The following is a 15337-nucleotide window of genomic DNA, read 5'->3' as shown; positions in this document are numbered from 1 at the left end:
AGACGGCCCCCTCCCATCCTCCCCCATAAAGGGGGAGGTGCCCTGCCGGTTTGCTTGGCACGATCGAAGACAGAGCCTCGACTCTTCACCTCCCCCTTTATGGGGGAGGCCGGGAGGGGGCCGTCTCTATCAGTCGGGCAGCTTCTCCAGTGCCACCACGTCCTGCAACTCCTTCGCCCGCGCCTGGAACGCCTTGGCATCCACCGGCCAGGTCTCAGGGTTGGACGGGTCGAACGCCCGGCCCTTCCATTCCTGGTAGACCATGGCGATACCGGTGTCGGTTTTCCGGAACACCGCGACCATTACTTCGCCCAACCCACGCAGCTTGCCATTGTCCTTGTAGGCGCCGCAGGTCATGCCGAGGGCCGGAAAGAACGTCTCTGTCTCCTCGCCGAAGTTGAAGAAGCCGAGCGCCTCGTCCTTACAGATCTGCGAGTAGCCGTACATGGTGGCGCGGCGGTAGTCGTCGAGGCTGCGGCCGGGCTGCAGGGTGAGCCGCGCGGCGTAGGTGGTGGTCCAGTTGTCGACCGACTCGCCCTTCGGGAAGAACTCGACGAAAGCCTGCGTGGCGTCACCATAGGTGTTCGATTCGACCAGCGGCAGCAGATCGGGTGCGAGCCGCTCAGCCGGCGTAAGCCAGTCCGGCGTCGGCAGCACGAAGCGATGGCCGAGCGCCCTGAAACTGAGGTTCACGCCATCGCGGCCAAGCGTCGGCGTCTCCTGCGCCAGGATGGGCGAGGCGGCCAACAGGGCCAGAATAAACAACAGGGTCCGCATCGACATCCTCCCGACGAAGCGGGCGGAACCTATGCGGGTGCGGCGCGGGAGTCGAGCGGGCTTGCGCGACTCATAAGTATTGGCTTATGTGTTGGATATGGAAGCAGATATCTTCAAGGCGCTGGCCGACCCGAATCGCCGCGCCATGCTGGAACGGCTGGCCTCCGGCGAGCTGACCGGCTCGGCGCTGGGCGAGGGCTTTGCCATTTCGCAGCCGGCGATGTCGCAACACATCGCAGTACTGCGCGGCGCCGGGCTGATCCGTGAACGGCGCGAGGGACGGAGCGTCCACTACGCAGTGAACCCCGACGGCATGGCGCCGCTGCATGACTGGCTGAGCCGCTACCAGGCGTTCTGGCCCGAGCGGCTCGGCCGCCTCAAGGACTTCCTCAAGGAGATGGATCAATGAGCGAATCCGAAGCCGAGCGCGTGACGGTCGAATGTGGGCTCGACGCCGCGCCGGAAAAGGTGTGGCGGGCGCTGTCGATCCCGGCCTATCGCGATGCCTGGCTGCTGCCCGACGGTGATGGCGAACGCTTCACCGCTGAAGTCGTGGAGGCGGTGCCGCCCCATCGGCTGCGGCTCAGCTGGCGCGAGGGCGATGCCGAAGGAGAGCTGGTGACCTTCACGCTCGAGGCGACACCCGATGGCGGCACCTGGCTGCGGCTGGTGCACGACCGAGCGCCAATAGAGGTGCCGATCCCGGCCAATACCAACACCATGATGCTCCGGGCCGCGTAAGCCCCAACTCATCACCCAAAGCCGTTCTGAAGGAGGTTGCCGATGCGCGACATGATGCAGCTCGTCCCTATGGTCATCGAACAGTCGAGCCGCGGGGAGCGTTCGTTCGATATCTTCTCGCGGCTGCTGCGCGAGCGGATCATTTTCGTCAATGGCGAGGTCGAGGATCAGATGGCGGCGCTGATCTGCGCGCAGCTGCTGTTCCTTGAATCCGAGAACCCGGGCAAGGAAATCTCGCTCTATATCAACTCGCCCGGCGGGGTGGTGACGGCGGGACTCGCCATCTACGACACCATGCAGTTCATCAAATCGCCGGTGTCGACGCTCTGCATGGGCACCGCCTATTCGATGGGCTCGTTCCTCCTCGCCGGCGGCGCGCCGGGCCGGCGCATGGCGCTGCCCAATGCCTCGATCCTGGTGCACCAGCCCTCGGGTGGCGCCCAGGGCAAGGTCACCGACGTCTTGATCCATGCCGAGGAGAGCCAGAAGGTGAAGGCGCGGATCAATCGGATCTATTCGAAGCACTGCGGCCGCACCATCGAGGAAGTCGAACGCACCCTCGACCGTGACCGCTATATGTCGCCGGAAGAGGCGCGGGACTGGGGACTGATCGACGCGATCTTCACCGAGCGGGCGGAGCTGGCGATGCCGATACCGGAGCTGCCGGTGGGGCGGTAGTCGGAGAAAGTTCTGTACGGGCGGACGCTCCCGCGTCCCCTCTCCCCTCTGGGGAGAGGGTTAGGGTGAGGGGTAGCCAAGCGCACCAGGCAAACGAGAGCCGGTGCAATGCTGCGCAAATGCTTGAAGTCGGTGTGCTTGGCGCCCCTCACCCCGGCCCTCTCCCCAGAGGGGCGAGGGGGCGGTGTGGCACGGCCAGCGCCACGCGCTACCGATACCCCTGGGCCTGCAGCTCGAACAACTCAGCATATCTCCCGCCATTCGCCATCAGCTCGCCATGGGTGCCCTGCTCTTCCACCTTGCCGTCGGCCAGCACGACGATGCGGTCGGCCATGCGGACGGTGGAGAAGCGGTGCGAGATCAGCACCGCCGTGGTGCCTTCGGCGAGGTTCTTGAAGCGGGTGAACACTTCGGCTTCGGCACGCGCGTCGAGCGCCGCGGTCGGTTCATCGAGGATGATGATCTCGGCATTGCGCATATAGGCGCGGGCAATGGCGATCTTCTGCCATTCGCCGCCTGACAGATCCTGGCCCTTCAAGAAGGTGCGACCGAGCATCTGGTCGTAACCCTCGGGGAGTTTGCGGATCACCGGGTCGGCAAGGCTCTGCTCGGCGGCCGAGACGATGCGGTCGCGGTCGCCGGCCACCTCGATGCGGCCGACCCCGATATTGTCCGAGGCGGTAAAGCTGTAGCGCAGGAAATCCTGGAAGATGACGCCGATATGGGTGCGCAGATCCGCCGTGGCGAACTCCTTGAGGTCGATGCCATCAAGGGTGATGCGGCCTTCGTCCGGGTCGTAGAGCCGGGTCATCAGCTTGACGATGGTGGTCTTGCCGGCGCCGTTCTCGCCCACCAGCGCCAGCGTCTCGCCGGCCGGCACGGCGAAACTCAGGTTGCGCACCGCCCAGTTTTCCGAGCCCGGATAGCGGAAGCCGACATTTTCGAACACCAGCCCCTGCTTCACCGGTAGCGGGAAAGCTTTCGGGTGTTTGGGGTCGAGGATGGTCGGCTTGATCTCGAAGAAGCTGAACAGGTCGTCGAGATAGAGCGATTGCCCGGCGATCTGGGTGAAGCCGATCAGGATCTGCTGCAGGTAGCCGTTGAGCTGCGAAAAACTGCCCGACAGGAACACCAGCGTGCCGATGGAGAACTCGCCATGCAGGGTCCGCCAGACGATATAGGCATAGGCGGCATAGTAGGTAAGGGTCGAGATCGAGGCGAGCAAGCCGGTCTGCAGGGCGCGCTTGATCGAGAGGTTCCGGTTCTCGATCAGGATCTGCTCCGATAGCCCCCTGAAGCGACCGGAGAGGAACTCGCCGAGCCCGAACAGCTTGATCTCCTTGGCGCTGTCGGCGCTGGCGCCGATCTGACGCAGGTACTCGAGCTGCCGCCGCTCGGGCGAGCGGTTATGCGAGATCCAGTAGGCCAGCCGGTTGAAGCGGAACTCGCCCCACACCGCCGGAATCAGCGCCAGCGCCAGGAGCCCAATCAGCAGCGGCGCATAGACGAAGAGGCCGGCGGCGAGCGCAATAGCGGTGATCATCGCCTGCGCCTGGCCGAACACCTGCGAGATGACGGTCGAACGTGACGAGGCCTGCCGCCGCGCCCGCTCCAGCCGGTCCTGGTATTCCGACTGCTCGAAATGCTTCAGATCGAGTTTGGCGGCATGCTCCATCAGCTCGAGGCTGACGGCGTTGGAGTGGCTCTCGCCGAGGATATTGTCGACCACGTTGATGGCGCGATTGAAGGCATCGCGGGCGAAGACCAGCACGAACTCGCCAGCCAGCAGCGCCATCAGGAAGCTGAGCCGACCGCTTTCCAGCCAGTCGCTCAGTTCGGGGCCGGGCACGCCGAGGCTGGTTTGATGCACCACCTCATCGATAATCAGCTTGGTCAGCAGCAGCACCAGCGGCGGCTGGATGGCGACCACCAGCCGCAGCGCAATACTCAAGCCCATCAGCCAGGGGCTGGTGCGCCACATCTGGGCGAACAGCCGGCCGAGATGGCGAAACGTCTTCAGCCGCTCGCCCTTGTCGAACGGCAAGGCATCGGGAATGTCCGGGCCGTTCGCCCCTCGTCCCCCGCCGACTCTGCCGCCAACACCACGCATCGAAAATCATCCTGAAACAGGAGAACAACTCTAGGGTGGAGCGCGTTGCGGCGAAACCAGCAATTCGGGCAGGTGGGCGTACCGGTCAGGGGGCGGCCTGGTGCGACAGCCGGTCGATGTCCTCGCCGAACGCCGTCATCTCATCCCGGTCGGCGAACGCGGTAAGCGGCACGATCAGCGCCTCGGGCGGCGCGGTGATGAAGACGTGGGACTTGCCGATGGCGACATCGGCGATGGTTTCGTAGGCGATGAACAGCTGCCGCTCGGCCGTTGTCACTGCGAGATGGTCACCCCATTGCTCCAGCGTCACCACCATAGGCGCGGGAATGCGGCGACGCGCCCGGCGGTGCGTTGCGAGCGTCATCACTGTAGCGGCCAGCGCGTAGGCGATGCCGACCAGCGCCAGTGCTACGAGCCAGAAGCGCCAGCCCCATTCCGGCCCGAGCCACTCGGCTGGCAGGAACGCCACGAGGCCTCCGGCGACCGCCAGCCAGACGAGCAGCAGCCACTTGCGCCAACCGACCAGCTCGCGCGGCAGGGCCTCGTAGGCCAGCGCATCGGCGGTGGTCAGGGTGTAGGTGAGGGTGAGGAGGGGTTCGTCACGAAAGGGCACTACACCTGCTCGGCTCTGGCACTTCGGTTAACTAGTTCAACGAAGCTGTCGCGCGCATCCAAGTCGGGAAATGCTCGATTGGGTACCAGCAGACCCTGCGCCCCGAAGGTAACTAGGATGCCTTCCTTCGTGAGCTCTGCCGCCCTCACGGTCCGCCAATCCAACCAGTGCGAGGAAAACTCGTCGCTATGCGTGAGGCCCCGCTCGTCGACCGCGACAGTTGTCGAGCGAACCGGCTCAAACCTCTGCAATCGCCGAATGAAATATCCGAGGCACCGTCTCCGAAAGACCTTTTCCCAGAGGTAGTAGGCAGCAAGTAGGGTGGCTATCATTGTCACCATATCGGCTCCGCGCCATAGGCTGCCGACATAGCCTGAGATCAACGTCGCAATCACGATTACAGCTGCGTAGTAAGGCACGATCGCCCACCTGACCAAATAGTCGAGCGGCCTCAGCAGGCTCTTTCTCATGCGGTTATGCGCGGCGGCTACCTCTCGATAGTCCGGCACGTAATGAAACGACATGCTTTGCACGCGGTACACCAAATGAATCGGGCACAGACTTACATCTGTGCCCGAGCTTCAATCTGAGTGTAAAGAGGCTTACAGCGAACGGACCACGCTCTCGACGCGGAAGCATTCGATGACGTCGCCGGCGCGGATGTCTTCGTAGTTTTCGAAGGCCATGCCGCATTCCTGGCCGACCGGCACTTCCTTGACTTCATCCTTGAAGCGCTTGAGCGTCTTCAGCTTGCCTTCGTGGATCACCACGTTGTCGCGCAACAGGCGCACGCCGGCGCCGCGTTCGACAATGCCCTCGGTAACCTGGCAGCCGGCGACCTTGCCGACCTTGGTGATCTGGAACACTTCCTTGATCGAAGCGTAGCCGATGAAGGTCTCGCGACGCTCCGGCTTGAGCAGGCCCGACATCGCTGCCTTCACGTCATCCACGAGGTCGTAGATGATGTTGTAGTAGCGGATTTCGATGCCCTCGCGGGTGGCGAGGTCAGAGGCCTGCTTGTTGGCACGGACGTTGAAGCCGATGATGATGGCGTTCGAAGCGGACGCCAGCGTCACGTCGGATTCGGTGATGGCGCCGACGCCACTCATCAGGATCTGCGCCGACACTTCGTCGGTCGAGAGCTTGTTGAGCGAGGCGTTGATCGCTTCGACCGAGCCCTGCACGTCACCCTTGATGATCAGCGGGAACTTGGCGATGCCCGAGGCCTTGAGCTGATTCATCATCTGCTCGAGGCTGGTGGCGCCGCCGCCCGCGGTCTTCTCGCGGATCAGGCGCTGGCGATACTCGGTGACTTCACGGGCCCGCGCTTCGCTCTCGACCACACTGAAGCGGTCGCCGGCCGACGGCACGCCGGTAAAGCCCAGCACTTCCACCGGAATGGACGGGCCGGCTTCCTTCACCTGCTCGCCCTGATCGTTGATCAGCGCACGGACGCGGGCAAACTCGGTGCCGGCGACGACAATGTCGCCGATCGACAGCGTGCCGCGCTGCACCAGCACCGTCGCCACCGCACCGCGGCCGCGATCGAGCTTGGCTTCGATGACCAGGCCCTCGGCGCGCCCATCGCGGGCCACCTTGAGCTCCAGCACTTCGGCCTGCAGCAGGATGGTTTCGAGCAGCTTGTCGAGGCCGGCCTTGGTGACCGCCGAGACTTCCACGTCGAGCACATCGCCGCCCATCGATTCGACGAACACCTCGTGCTGCAGCAGTTCGGTGCGAACGCGCTGCGGATTGGCCGAGGGCTTATCCATCTTGTTGATGGCGACGATGATCGGAACCCCGGCCGCCTTGGCGTGCTTGATGGATTCGATGGTCTGCGGCATGACGCCGTCATCGGCCGCCACCACCAGCACCGCGATATCGGTGGCCTGGGCGCCGCGGGCACGCATGGCGGTGAACGCCTCGTGGCCCGGGGTGTCGAGGAAGGTGATCTTCTGGCCGTTCTTTTCGACCTGATAGGCACCGATGTGCTGGGTGATGCCGCCGGCTTCACCGGAGACCACGTTGGTCTCGCGGATGGCGTCGAGCAAAGAGGTCTTACCGTGGTCGACGTGACCCATGATGGTCACCACCGGCGCGCGGTTGGTCAGGTCCTCGGCCTTGTCGTCGGCCGGGATGTCATAGAGACCCTCTTCCACGTCGGCGTCGGAGACGCGCTTGACGGTGTGGCCGAGTTCGGTGGCGATCAGTTCGGCGGTATCGCTGTCGATGACGTCGGTGATCTTCACCATCTGGCCCTGGGCCATCAGGATCTTGATGATGTCGACGGCACGTTCGGCCATGCGGTTGGCCAGTTCCTGGACGGTGATCGCCTCGGGAATGGTCACTTCACGGCTGAGCTTGGGCGCCTGCTGCTGGTTGCGGCCCATCTTCTTGTCGCGACGGCGACGCATGGCGGCCAGCGACGGCCCCTTGTCGCGATCGGATTCCGAGCCGGCATTGGTGACGGTCAGGCGGGCCCGGGCGAAAGCTTCCTCGCCGGCGCGACGGGTCGGACGCTCGGGCGTTGCTGCAACGCGGGCAGCGCCGCCACGACGGGCGTTCTCGAGCTCAGCGGCGTTGACCAGCGGACGCGCTGCGGGAGCCGTACGAGTCTTGCGGCCATCGGCTTCCGACGGCGGCGTCGGCGGCAGGTCGGCTGTCGGAGCAGCCGGACGAGCACCGGGCGTTGCCGCGGCGCGACGTGCCGGCGACACGCGCGGCTCACGCGACACGGTCGAGATTTCCGACACGGCCTCGAGAGCCCGCTCGCCTTCGGCGGCCAGTTGCTTTGCCTCTTCGGCTTTCTGCGCTTCTTCGCGGAGGGCGCGGCGACGCGCATCTTCCTCGATGCGGCGGGCCTCTTCGGCGCGGGCGCGGGCTTCGTCCTCGGCCTGGCGGCCGGCGGCTTCACGCAGCGCGCGGGCCCGGGCATCGGCCTCGGTAGCGCTCAGCCCACCACCCGGACGCGGTGCGGAGCCCGAACGGAGCGGCGGCCGGCCCTGGTTGGACTGGTACGGGCGATTGCCCGACGGCGCACCCGACGAAGCGGGGCGACCCGAATTCTGGGACGGGGCACCGCCACCACCACCCTGCGGCGGGCGCGGCGTGTGTGGGGTGTGCGGCGTGTGCACCGGCGCGCCGGGCGGCACAAAACGGGTGCGCTTCTCGACGACCACAGTGTTCCGCGACGAACGTGCCACATTGGGGCGTGCCCCCATCGAGGGGCCTCCCTTCAATGACAGCGTCTTCTTGCCGCCGGCACCAGAATCTTCGCGCTTGTCGTCGTTATCAGCCATGTAACTCGCGTCTTCCTTCACGAAACCTGTCCAAGAAAGCGCGGCTTCGCGCTCTCTGACCAAGTCCGATTGTAGGGCTCAGGGGGCGGCATAGCGCTGCTGCGCCGCTCAAACAACCCGTCTAGTTGGCGATGTAACGAGCCAGCCTTTCGGCTCGTTGCACTGCCGCCTGGGCCGCGCCCCCCTTGATGAGCGCAGCATGTATCACATTTTCGATCCCGAGTGCCAAACCCATTTGACCCGAATCGAGCAATTCGAAATGCGGAGTTAAGACGGGCTCAAAACCCGCCTCTTCCGCCGCCATCGTGTAGCCCTTGAGCGAACCCAGGAGCTTGTTTCGGCCATCCTCGGCCGCGTCCGTCGCGGTCAGGAGGCCCTGCACTTCACCCGCCTCGATCGCCGCCTTGACCTTGGTCGAGCCGGTCACCAGTTGCCCCGCCTTGCGCGCCAGGGAGAGCGAGTTGAGAAACCGCTCCTCGAGCCGGCGCCGGGTCAATCCGGCGAGATCGTCGGGCACCTTCACCTCGGCCTTGAGGCTTTTGGCGAAGGCCTTCTTCTTTTGCGCCTCGGCCACTTGTCTGTGGCCAAGGCTGATCCAGACGCCGCGACCTTCGGCCTTGCCGTCGGTATCGGGCACCACCTCGCCGTCGGGTGAGACGGCGAAGCGGATCAGTTCGGCAATCGGCTTCACCTCACGGGTGAGGGCACATTGCCTTTCGGTTTCTTCGCGACGCGGCACCGGGCTTCAGATCACCCGATTACGCGGGCGCCCCTTCTTCCAGCTCGGTGGCCTCATCGGCCACGGCGAGATCGGCTTCGGTGATCCAGCCGGCCTTGAGACGGGCCTGCAGGATCATTTCCTCGGCTTCCTCACGGCTCACCGGGAAATCCTTGAAGGTGCCCTCGAACCGCTTGGTCTCGCCGTCCTTGCGCTCGGTCCAGCCTACCAGATCGTCGGCGGCGCAACCGGCAAAGTCCTCGACGCTCTTGATCTCTTCCTTGCCCAGCGCGACGAGCATCGCCGCGTTCAGGCCCGGGATCTCATAGAGCTCGTCCAGGACGCCGAGCTTGATGCGCTCGTCGTCATTGGCCTTCTCGATCGCCGCCAGGTAGTCGGAAGCGCGCTGCTGGATTTCCGCCGCGGTCTCTTCGTCAAAACCCTGGATCGAGGCGATTTCCGAAGCGTCGATATAGGCGAGTTCCTCGACCGAGGAGAAGCCTTCGGAAGCCAGTAGTTGGGCAACCATCTCGTCAACATCAAGGGCCTGCATGAACAAAGCAGAGCGCTCGGTGAATTCCTTCTGGCGACGCTCGGACTCTTCGGCCTCGGTGAGGATGTCGATATCCCAGCCGATCAGCTGCGAGGCGAGGCGGACGTTCTGGCCGCGGCGGCCGATGGCGAGCGAAAGCTGCTCATCGGGCACCACCACTTCGATGCGCTCGGCCTGCTCGTCGAGCACCACCTTGGCGACATCAGCCGGCTGCAGCGCCGACACGACGAGGTCGGCGATCGATTCGGTCCACGGAATGATGTCGATCTTTTCGCCCTGGAGTTCCGCGACCACCGCCTGGACGCGCGAGCCGCGCATACCGACGCAGGCGCCGACCGGGTCGATCGAGGAATCGGACGAGGTCACGGCGATCTTGGCGCGGCTGCCCGGGTCGCGGGCGATCGAGCGGATGGTGATGATGCCGTCGTAGATCTCCGGCACTTCCTGCATGAACAGCTTGGCCATGAACTGCGGATGGGTGCGGGAGAGGAAAATCTGCGGACCGCGCTGCTCGCGGCGCACGTCATAGATATAGGCGCGGACGCGGTCGCCGTAGCGATAGAGCTCGCGGGGGATCAGTTCGTCGCGGCGGATAATGGCTTCGCCACGACCGAGGTCAACGATGACGTTGCCGTACTCGACGCGCTTGACCGTGCCGTTGACGATCTCACCGACGCGATTGATGTACTCTTCATACATGCGGTCGCGCTCGGCATCGCGCACCTTCTGCACGATCACTTGCTTCGCCGACTGGGCGGCAATGCGGCCGAACTCGATCGGCGGCAGCGGCTCGGTGAGGAAGTCGCCGAGCTTGGCGGCGTCGTTCTTCGCCTTGGCATACTTGAGCTCGATCTGGCGCCCGGGCTCTTCCACCGCCTCGACCACTTCGAGCAGCCGCCACAGGCGCAGCTCGCCGGTCTTGGGGTTGATCTCGGCGCGGACATTGGTCTCGGCGCCGTAGCGGGTCTTGGCCGCCTTCTCGATCGCGTCCTGCATCGACTCGATGACGATCATGCGATCGATCGACTTCTCGCGGGCGACGGCATCAGCGATCTGGAGCAGCTCCAGGCGGTTCGCGCTAACGGCCATTTAGTGTGTCTCCTCAGTGGAAGCGTCTTTTTCAGATTCAGATTTTGAGTGGTCGGCGTCCTCGGCCGTGTCGGCCTCCGGATCGTCCGAGAGTTCGACCGTCTCGATCTCCGCATCGTCGTCGATGGGGAATTCGGCCTGGTCGACCTGCGCCATGTTCATCAGCTTGTCGGTCATCACCAGCTTGGCTTCGGCCAACAGCGTCAACGGCAGGCGGAAATCCGGATCGGTGCCCTTGGGCACGTCGGGCAGGGTGATGACGACGTGGTCGGCATCGACCGCCTTGATCAACCCGCGGAAGCGGCGGCGGCCATCGAGCAGGTCACTCAGTTCGACCTTGGCCTCGTGGCCGATATAGGCGGCGAAATCGCGGGCCCGCACCAGCGGCCGGTCGATTCCGGGCGACGACACTTCGAGGTGATACTCGCGGTCGATCGGATCCTCGACGTCGAGTACCGGCGAAACGTCTTTGCTCAGCCGCTCGCAGTCGGTGATGTTGAAGCGGCCATTGCCGTCTTCAGCCATGATCTGCAGCGTCAGGCCATTCTCCTGCGTCATCTTGATCCGCACGAGGCTGTAGCCGAGATCATTGGCGACGGGCTCGACGATGCGGGCGATCCGCTGCTCGAGGCCGGTCTCTTTGATGTAACGCTTTTCGGTGAGGTCGAACGTCATCTTTTTCCTCGCGGGCCTTACCGGCGTTGGCGAGCGCTGGTTGCGCTCGAAACGCCTGGCCCTCCGGCGGGGCGGCCGAAACGTCGGCCGTGGTCCTCGCTTTGCTCGTCCAGTTTGCCCCTGGCCCCAAGAAAACAAAAAGAGCGGGGGCCCGGTCGGCACCCCACTCTCGCTTAGAGCCAGAGATGTTGTTGGCGCTCATATAGCGCCGATGGCCGTCCGGCGCAAGGTCATGCGTCCGGCCTGTGCTTGCCGCCTCCAGCCGCTATGGTGCTAACTAGGATTCGAACCGGAGCAGGACTGATGAAGACACGCGCGGCAGTGGCATTCGCGGCGAAGAAACCGCTCGAAATCGTCGAGCTCGATCTCGAGGGCCCCAAGGCCGGCGAAGTGCTGGTCGAGATCAAGGCCACCGGCATCTGCCACACCGATGCGTTCACGCTGTCGGGCGCCGACCCGGAGGGATTGTTCCCGTCGATCCTCGGCCATGAGGGCGCCGGCGTAGTACTGGAAGTCGGCGCCGGCGTCACCAGCCTCAAGCCGGGCGACCATGTGATCCCGCTCTATACCCCCGAATGCCGGGAGTGCCCGAGCTGCCTGAGCCGCAAGACCAACCTCTGCACGGCGATCCGCGCCACCCAGGGCAAGGGCCTGATGCCGGACGGCACCTCGCGCTTTTCCTACAAGGGCGAGACCATCTACCACTATATGGGCTGCTCGACCTTTTCGAACCATACGGTGTTGCCCGAGATCGCGCTGGCGAAGATCGACCCGAGGGCGCCGTTCGACAAGGTGTTCTATATCGGCTGCGGCGTTACCACCGGGGTGGGCGCGGTGCTCAACACCGCCAAGGTCGAGGCCGGCGCCACCGCCGTGGTGTTCGGGCTGGGTGGTATCGGGCTCAACGTGGTGCAGGGGCTGAAGCTCGCCGGCGCCGACATGATCATCGGCGTCGACATCAATAACGACAAGCGCGCCTGGGGCGAGCGCTTCGGCATGACGCATTTCGTCAACCCCAGGGAAATCGAGGGCGACATCGTCCCGCACCTGGTTGCCCTCACCAGGCGCGGAGCCGACCAGATCGGCGGCGCCGACTACACCTTCGATTGCACCGGCAACACCACGGTGATGCGGCAGGCGCTGGAAGCGAGCCATCGCGGCTGGGGCAAATCGGTGGTGATCGGGGTGGCCGGCGCCGGCCAGGAAATCTCCACCCGTCCGTTCCAGCTGGTCACCGGCCGCACCTGGATGGGCACCGCCTTCGGCGGGGCGAGGGGGCGTACCGATGTGCCGAAAATCGTCGACTGGTACATGAGCGGCAAGCTCGAGATCGACCCGATGATCACCCACACGCTCAGGCTCGAGGACATCAACCAGGGGTTCGAGCTGATGCACCACGGCGAGAGTATTCGCAGCGTGGTGCTGTTTTAGGGGGCTCTACCCCGGCCGCGAGCTCTAACTGCTCACGGGGTGTGCAGTCGGGCTCCCTGGAAGTGGCTAAAGCCCCAATCGCACCCGCAGCTCGGCCTCGGTCATGCTGCCGGGGCTGGCGCCTTTGGCCACCAGTTCGTGGCCCACTGTCACCAACCCGGCATTGAGCGGCGTTGGCACGCCATGCAGCCGGCCGAGGAGGACGATTTCGCCGTTGAGATAGTCGGTTTCGATGGTGCCGGCGCCGCGCTTCAGGCTTTGGATCGAGGAGCCGCCGGTGCGGGTGACGCCGGCGACGGCGCCCATCTCCATCAGGCCCTTGCGGCGTGGATCGGCATTGCCGACTGCCACCCAGTCGATGCCGGCGGCGGCATAGACGGCTTCCGCCTCGGCCTGGATCGCCTCCAGCAGCGGGCCGGAGCGGCTGCCGTGGCCTAGCGCTGCCTCGACGACGTTGCCGAGATTGTCGCGCAGCTTGCCGTATTTGGAGCGCATCACCTGCTCGAGCGGAAAGGCAGCAAAGCCGGCGCTGTCGAAGGCGGTGGCGATCGCCGCGACGTTGTCGTCGAGCCCATGAGGGTAGCGGCCGAGGTCGGTGAGCCCGCGCTTCGGCGTGCCGTAGCAGATCACTTCGCCCGGCGTCACATAGTCGGCCGGCAGCATCACCGTCATCGCATAGACATTGGGAAACAGCCGCAGCGCCAGCCGTTCGTTGTTGACGCCGTTCTGGGCGCAAACCACGGCCTGCGTCGTGACACCGGCGGCCCGCAGCTCGTCGAGCGCCGGGGCGGTGTGCTGGCCCTTCATGGTGAGAAAGATGACATCGTCGGGCCGGAACTCAAGCTCGTCAGGCGCGCCGACCACCGGGAAGTTCACCAGTTGCGACCCTGTGGTGGCGCGGAAGGTGAGGCCGCCATTGGCCCGGATCGCCGCCAGCATATCGCCGCGGGCGATGCCGACCGCGTCGTGACCGGCGCTGGCGAGGGAGGCTGCGAAGGTGCCGCCGATGGCACCGACGCCGTAGATGATGAACCGCATGCTGGACTCCTTTGGTCCAGCTTGGCGGCAATGGGCGGCCCGAGCAAGGCAGCCCATAGTACGAGAAGGAGTGGCCGGCGGCGGGGTTCACGTACCCAGCGCTTGTCCCACCGCCGGCCGGACCGTCACTGGGCAGCAGCCAGACGGTCTTTGCTATCCGCCTCGAGCGGAGTGGGGTGAGCGCCGGCGCCGGCGCCCAGGGGTTTGACGCCGCGCAAAGCGGTGAGGGCGACGATGGCGATCAGCAGCAGCACGCCGGCCTCCACCGCAGCGACCAGCTGCAACGCCGAGGTGAAGGCGGCACTGGCGGCGGTGAGCAACGGCGCGCCGTCGGGGACGCTGGCGGCGACACCGGCCGCACCGGCCAGCGTTTCGGTGGCGAGATGCGTCTGCGCCTCCGTCAACCCGGCCGGCAGGTTGCCGCTCAGCAGGCTGCGATAGACCAGGGTGCCGAGGCTGCCGAGCGCGGCGATGCCGAGCGAGAAGCCGAACTCGGACGACGTCTCCTGCAGGGCGGCGGCGGCGCCGGCGCGTTCCGGGGCGACAAAGCCCATCATGATGCCGGTGCCGAGCGTCACCATCGGCGCACAGCCGAGGTTGAACAGGGCAAAGCCGACGATCACCGCGGGCACGCCGTAGCCCTCAATGAGGAACACGACGATCAGCAGGCCGATAATGGCGACAACCATGCCGGAAGCGATGAGCCGGCCCGGGCGGATGGTCTGCGCCAGCTTCGGCGCCAGCATGAAGGCGACGATCATCAACAGGATCGCCGGCAGGCCGCAGAGCCCGGCCCAGAGCGGCGAGAGGCCGGCGACGAGCTGAAAATACTGCGCGGTCAGCACCATGATGGCGCCGGTGACAGTGATGAGGAACATCGCCCCGATCACCGCGGTGAAGGCGCCGTTGCTGAACAGTTTTAAGTCGACCAGCGGATGCGCCAGCGTCACCTGGCGCCGGACGAAGACAATGGCCAGCAGCAGCCCGAAACCGATGGCGCCGAACGGGGCGAGCGACACGTCGCCCTTGGCCAGCTCCTTCAACCCATAGACCATAGGCAGGATGGCGCCGAGCGACAGGATGACGCTTACGAGGTCGAGCCGGCCGGCCTGCGGCGCCTTGTACTCGGGCAGCAGCGCCGGGGCGGTGACCAGCAGCAGCATCATCACCGGCACGCCGAGCAGGAACGGGGCGCCCCACCAGAAATGCTCGAGCATGACACCGCCGACCAGTGGGCCGAGCAGCATGCCGCCCATGAAGCAGGTGAGCCAGATCGAGATGGCAAAGCCACGCTGCCGTTCGTCGTGGAACATGTTGGTGATGAGCGCCAGGAGCGAGGGCGAGAGCGTCGGCGCGGCGATGCCGAGCAGGCCGCGAGTGGCGACATGCGGGAGGTCGAGGACGCAGCGGTTGCCGACGCACAGGCCGAGGTTGGGCGACGGATGCTAGAAGTAATCGACCGGGGCGCCGTTGGTAGAGAACACGTGCGGGCCGGACGCGTCGGGTTCGACCGTGCAGTTCTGCGCGTCCCAGTTGTAGTTGAACGGCTCGTGGCCGTAGGCGCCGCCGTTGCGGTTCATCCGGTCGCTCTCCACCGTGAACAGCTGCTGGTAGT

At 65.3% G+C, this 15337-nt stretch carries 14 protein-coding genes; 4 read left to right on the top strand and 10 right to left on the bottom strand.

Annotated elements, in window-relative coordinates:
• Positions 1-129: 129 nt before the first annotated feature.
• A complete protein-coding gene (locus VW23_RS03730) occupies positions 130-777 on the bottom strand; it encodes a hypothetical protein (protein WP_069908250.1) in 648 nt (215 codons plus the stop codon).
• A gap of 97 nt (positions 778-874) precedes the next feature.
• On the opposite strand from VW23_RS03730, the gene VW23_RS03725 reads away from it, so the two are divergent.
• The 3 genes from VW23_RS03725 to VW23_RS03715 are packed head-to-tail and all read left to right on the top strand — an operon-like array spanning position 875 to position 2196.
• The gene (locus VW23_RS03725; RefSeq protein WP_055874328.1) at positions 875-1186 is read left to right on the top strand and encodes an ArsR/SmtB family transcription factor; all 312 of its coding nucleotides are present in this window, start codon (positions 875-877) and stop codon (positions 1184-1186) included.
• Positions 1183-1518 (top strand): SRPBCC family protein, encoded by a 336-nt coding sequence (locus VW23_RS03720; RefSeq protein WP_069908249.1) that lies wholly within the window; start codon positions 1183-1185, stop codon positions 1516-1518. Before VW23_RS03725 ends, VW23_RS03720 begins: the two co-directional genes overlap by 4 nt.
• Positions 1519-1560: 42 nt before the next feature.
• Complete coding sequence (locus VW23_RS03715) at positions 1561-2196, top strand: ATP-dependent Clp protease proteolytic subunit (RefSeq protein WP_069908248.1); 636 nt, start codon at positions 1561-1563, stop codon at positions 2194-2196.
• A 208-nt stretch (positions 2197-2404) separates the two neighbouring features.
• Here the strand turns inward: VW23_RS03715 and VW23_RS03710 are convergent, their stop codons facing one another.
• The 7 genes from VW23_RS03710 to rimP form a co-directional block, all read right to left on the bottom strand.
• Positions 2405-4306, bottom strand: a complete 1902-nt coding sequence (locus tag VW23_RS03710; protein WP_084645495.1) for an ABC transporter ATP-binding protein — start codon at positions 4304-4306, stop codon at positions 2405-2407.
• An 85-nt stretch (positions 4307-4391) separates the two neighbouring features.
• Positions 4392-4919: a hypothetical protein gene (locus VW23_RS03705; protein WP_069908247.1), complete on the bottom strand. Its 528-nt coding sequence runs from the start codon at positions 4917-4919 to the stop codon at positions 4392-4394.
• The gene (locus VW23_RS28840; RefSeq protein WP_176730321.1) at positions 4919-5443 is read right to left on the bottom strand and encodes a YcxB family protein; all 525 of its coding nucleotides are present in this window, start codon (positions 5441-5443) and stop codon (positions 4919-4921) included. The genes VW23_RS03705 and VW23_RS28840 overlap by 1 nt, the downstream gene beginning before the upstream one ends.
• Before the next feature lie 78 nt (positions 5444-5521).
• The gene (gene infB, locus VW23_RS03695; protein WP_069908245.1) at positions 5522-8218 is read right to left on the bottom strand and encodes a translation initiation factor IF-2; all 2697 of its coding nucleotides are present in this window, start codon (positions 8216-8218) and stop codon (positions 5522-5524) included.
• A gap of 121 nt (positions 8219-8339) precedes the next feature.
• The gene (locus tag VW23_RS03690) at positions 8340-8957 is read right to left on the bottom strand and encodes an RNA-binding protein (RefSeq protein WP_069908244.1); all 618 of its coding nucleotides are present in this window, start codon (positions 8955-8957) and stop codon (positions 8340-8342) included.
• A gap of 19 nt (positions 8958-8976) precedes the next feature.
• Complete coding sequence (nusA, locus tag VW23_RS03685) at positions 8977-10578, bottom strand: transcription termination factor NusA (protein WP_069908243.1); 1602 nt, start codon at positions 10576-10578, stop codon at positions 8977-8979.
• Positions 10579-11253 (bottom strand): ribosome maturation factor RimP, encoded by a 675-nt coding sequence (gene rimP / locus VW23_RS03680; protein WP_069908242.1) that lies wholly within the window; start codon positions 11251-11253, stop codon positions 10579-10581. It abuts the gene before it with no gap.
• A 303-nt stretch (positions 11254-11556) separates the two neighbouring features.
• On the opposite strand from rimP, the gene VW23_RS03675 reads away from it, so the two are divergent.
• Positions 11557-12684 (top strand): S-(hydroxymethyl)glutathione dehydrogenase/class III alcohol dehydrogenase, encoded by a 1128-nt coding sequence (locus VW23_RS03675; protein ID WP_069908241.1) that lies wholly within the window; start codon positions 11557-11559, stop codon positions 12682-12684.
• A 66-nt stretch (positions 12685-12750) separates the two neighbouring features.
• On the opposite strand, the gene VW23_RS03670 is transcribed toward VW23_RS03675, so the two are convergent.
• Together VW23_RS03670 and VW23_RS03665 are read right to left on the bottom strand one after the other, a co-directional pair.
• Positions 12751-13722, bottom strand: a complete 972-nt coding sequence (locus VW23_RS03670; RefSeq protein ID WP_069908240.1) for a ketopantoate reductase family protein — start codon at positions 13720-13722, stop codon at positions 12751-12753.
• A gap of 125 nt (positions 13723-13847) precedes the next feature.
• Complete coding sequence (locus VW23_RS03665) at positions 13848-15146, bottom strand: MFS transporter (protein ID WP_084645493.1); 1299 nt, start codon at positions 15144-15146, stop codon at positions 13848-13850.
• Between the last annotated feature and the right edge of the window lie 191 nt (positions 15147-15337).

The sequence above is a fragment of the Devosia insulae DS-56 genome (assembly GCF_000970465.2).
Taxonomy (GTDB): domain Bacteria; phylum Pseudomonadota; class Alphaproteobacteria; order Rhizobiales; family Devosiaceae; genus Devosia_A; species Devosia_A insulae.
The sequence above is the reverse complement of the archived record's forward strand: the minus strand, read 5'-3'. Positions and strand labels throughout refer to the sequence as shown.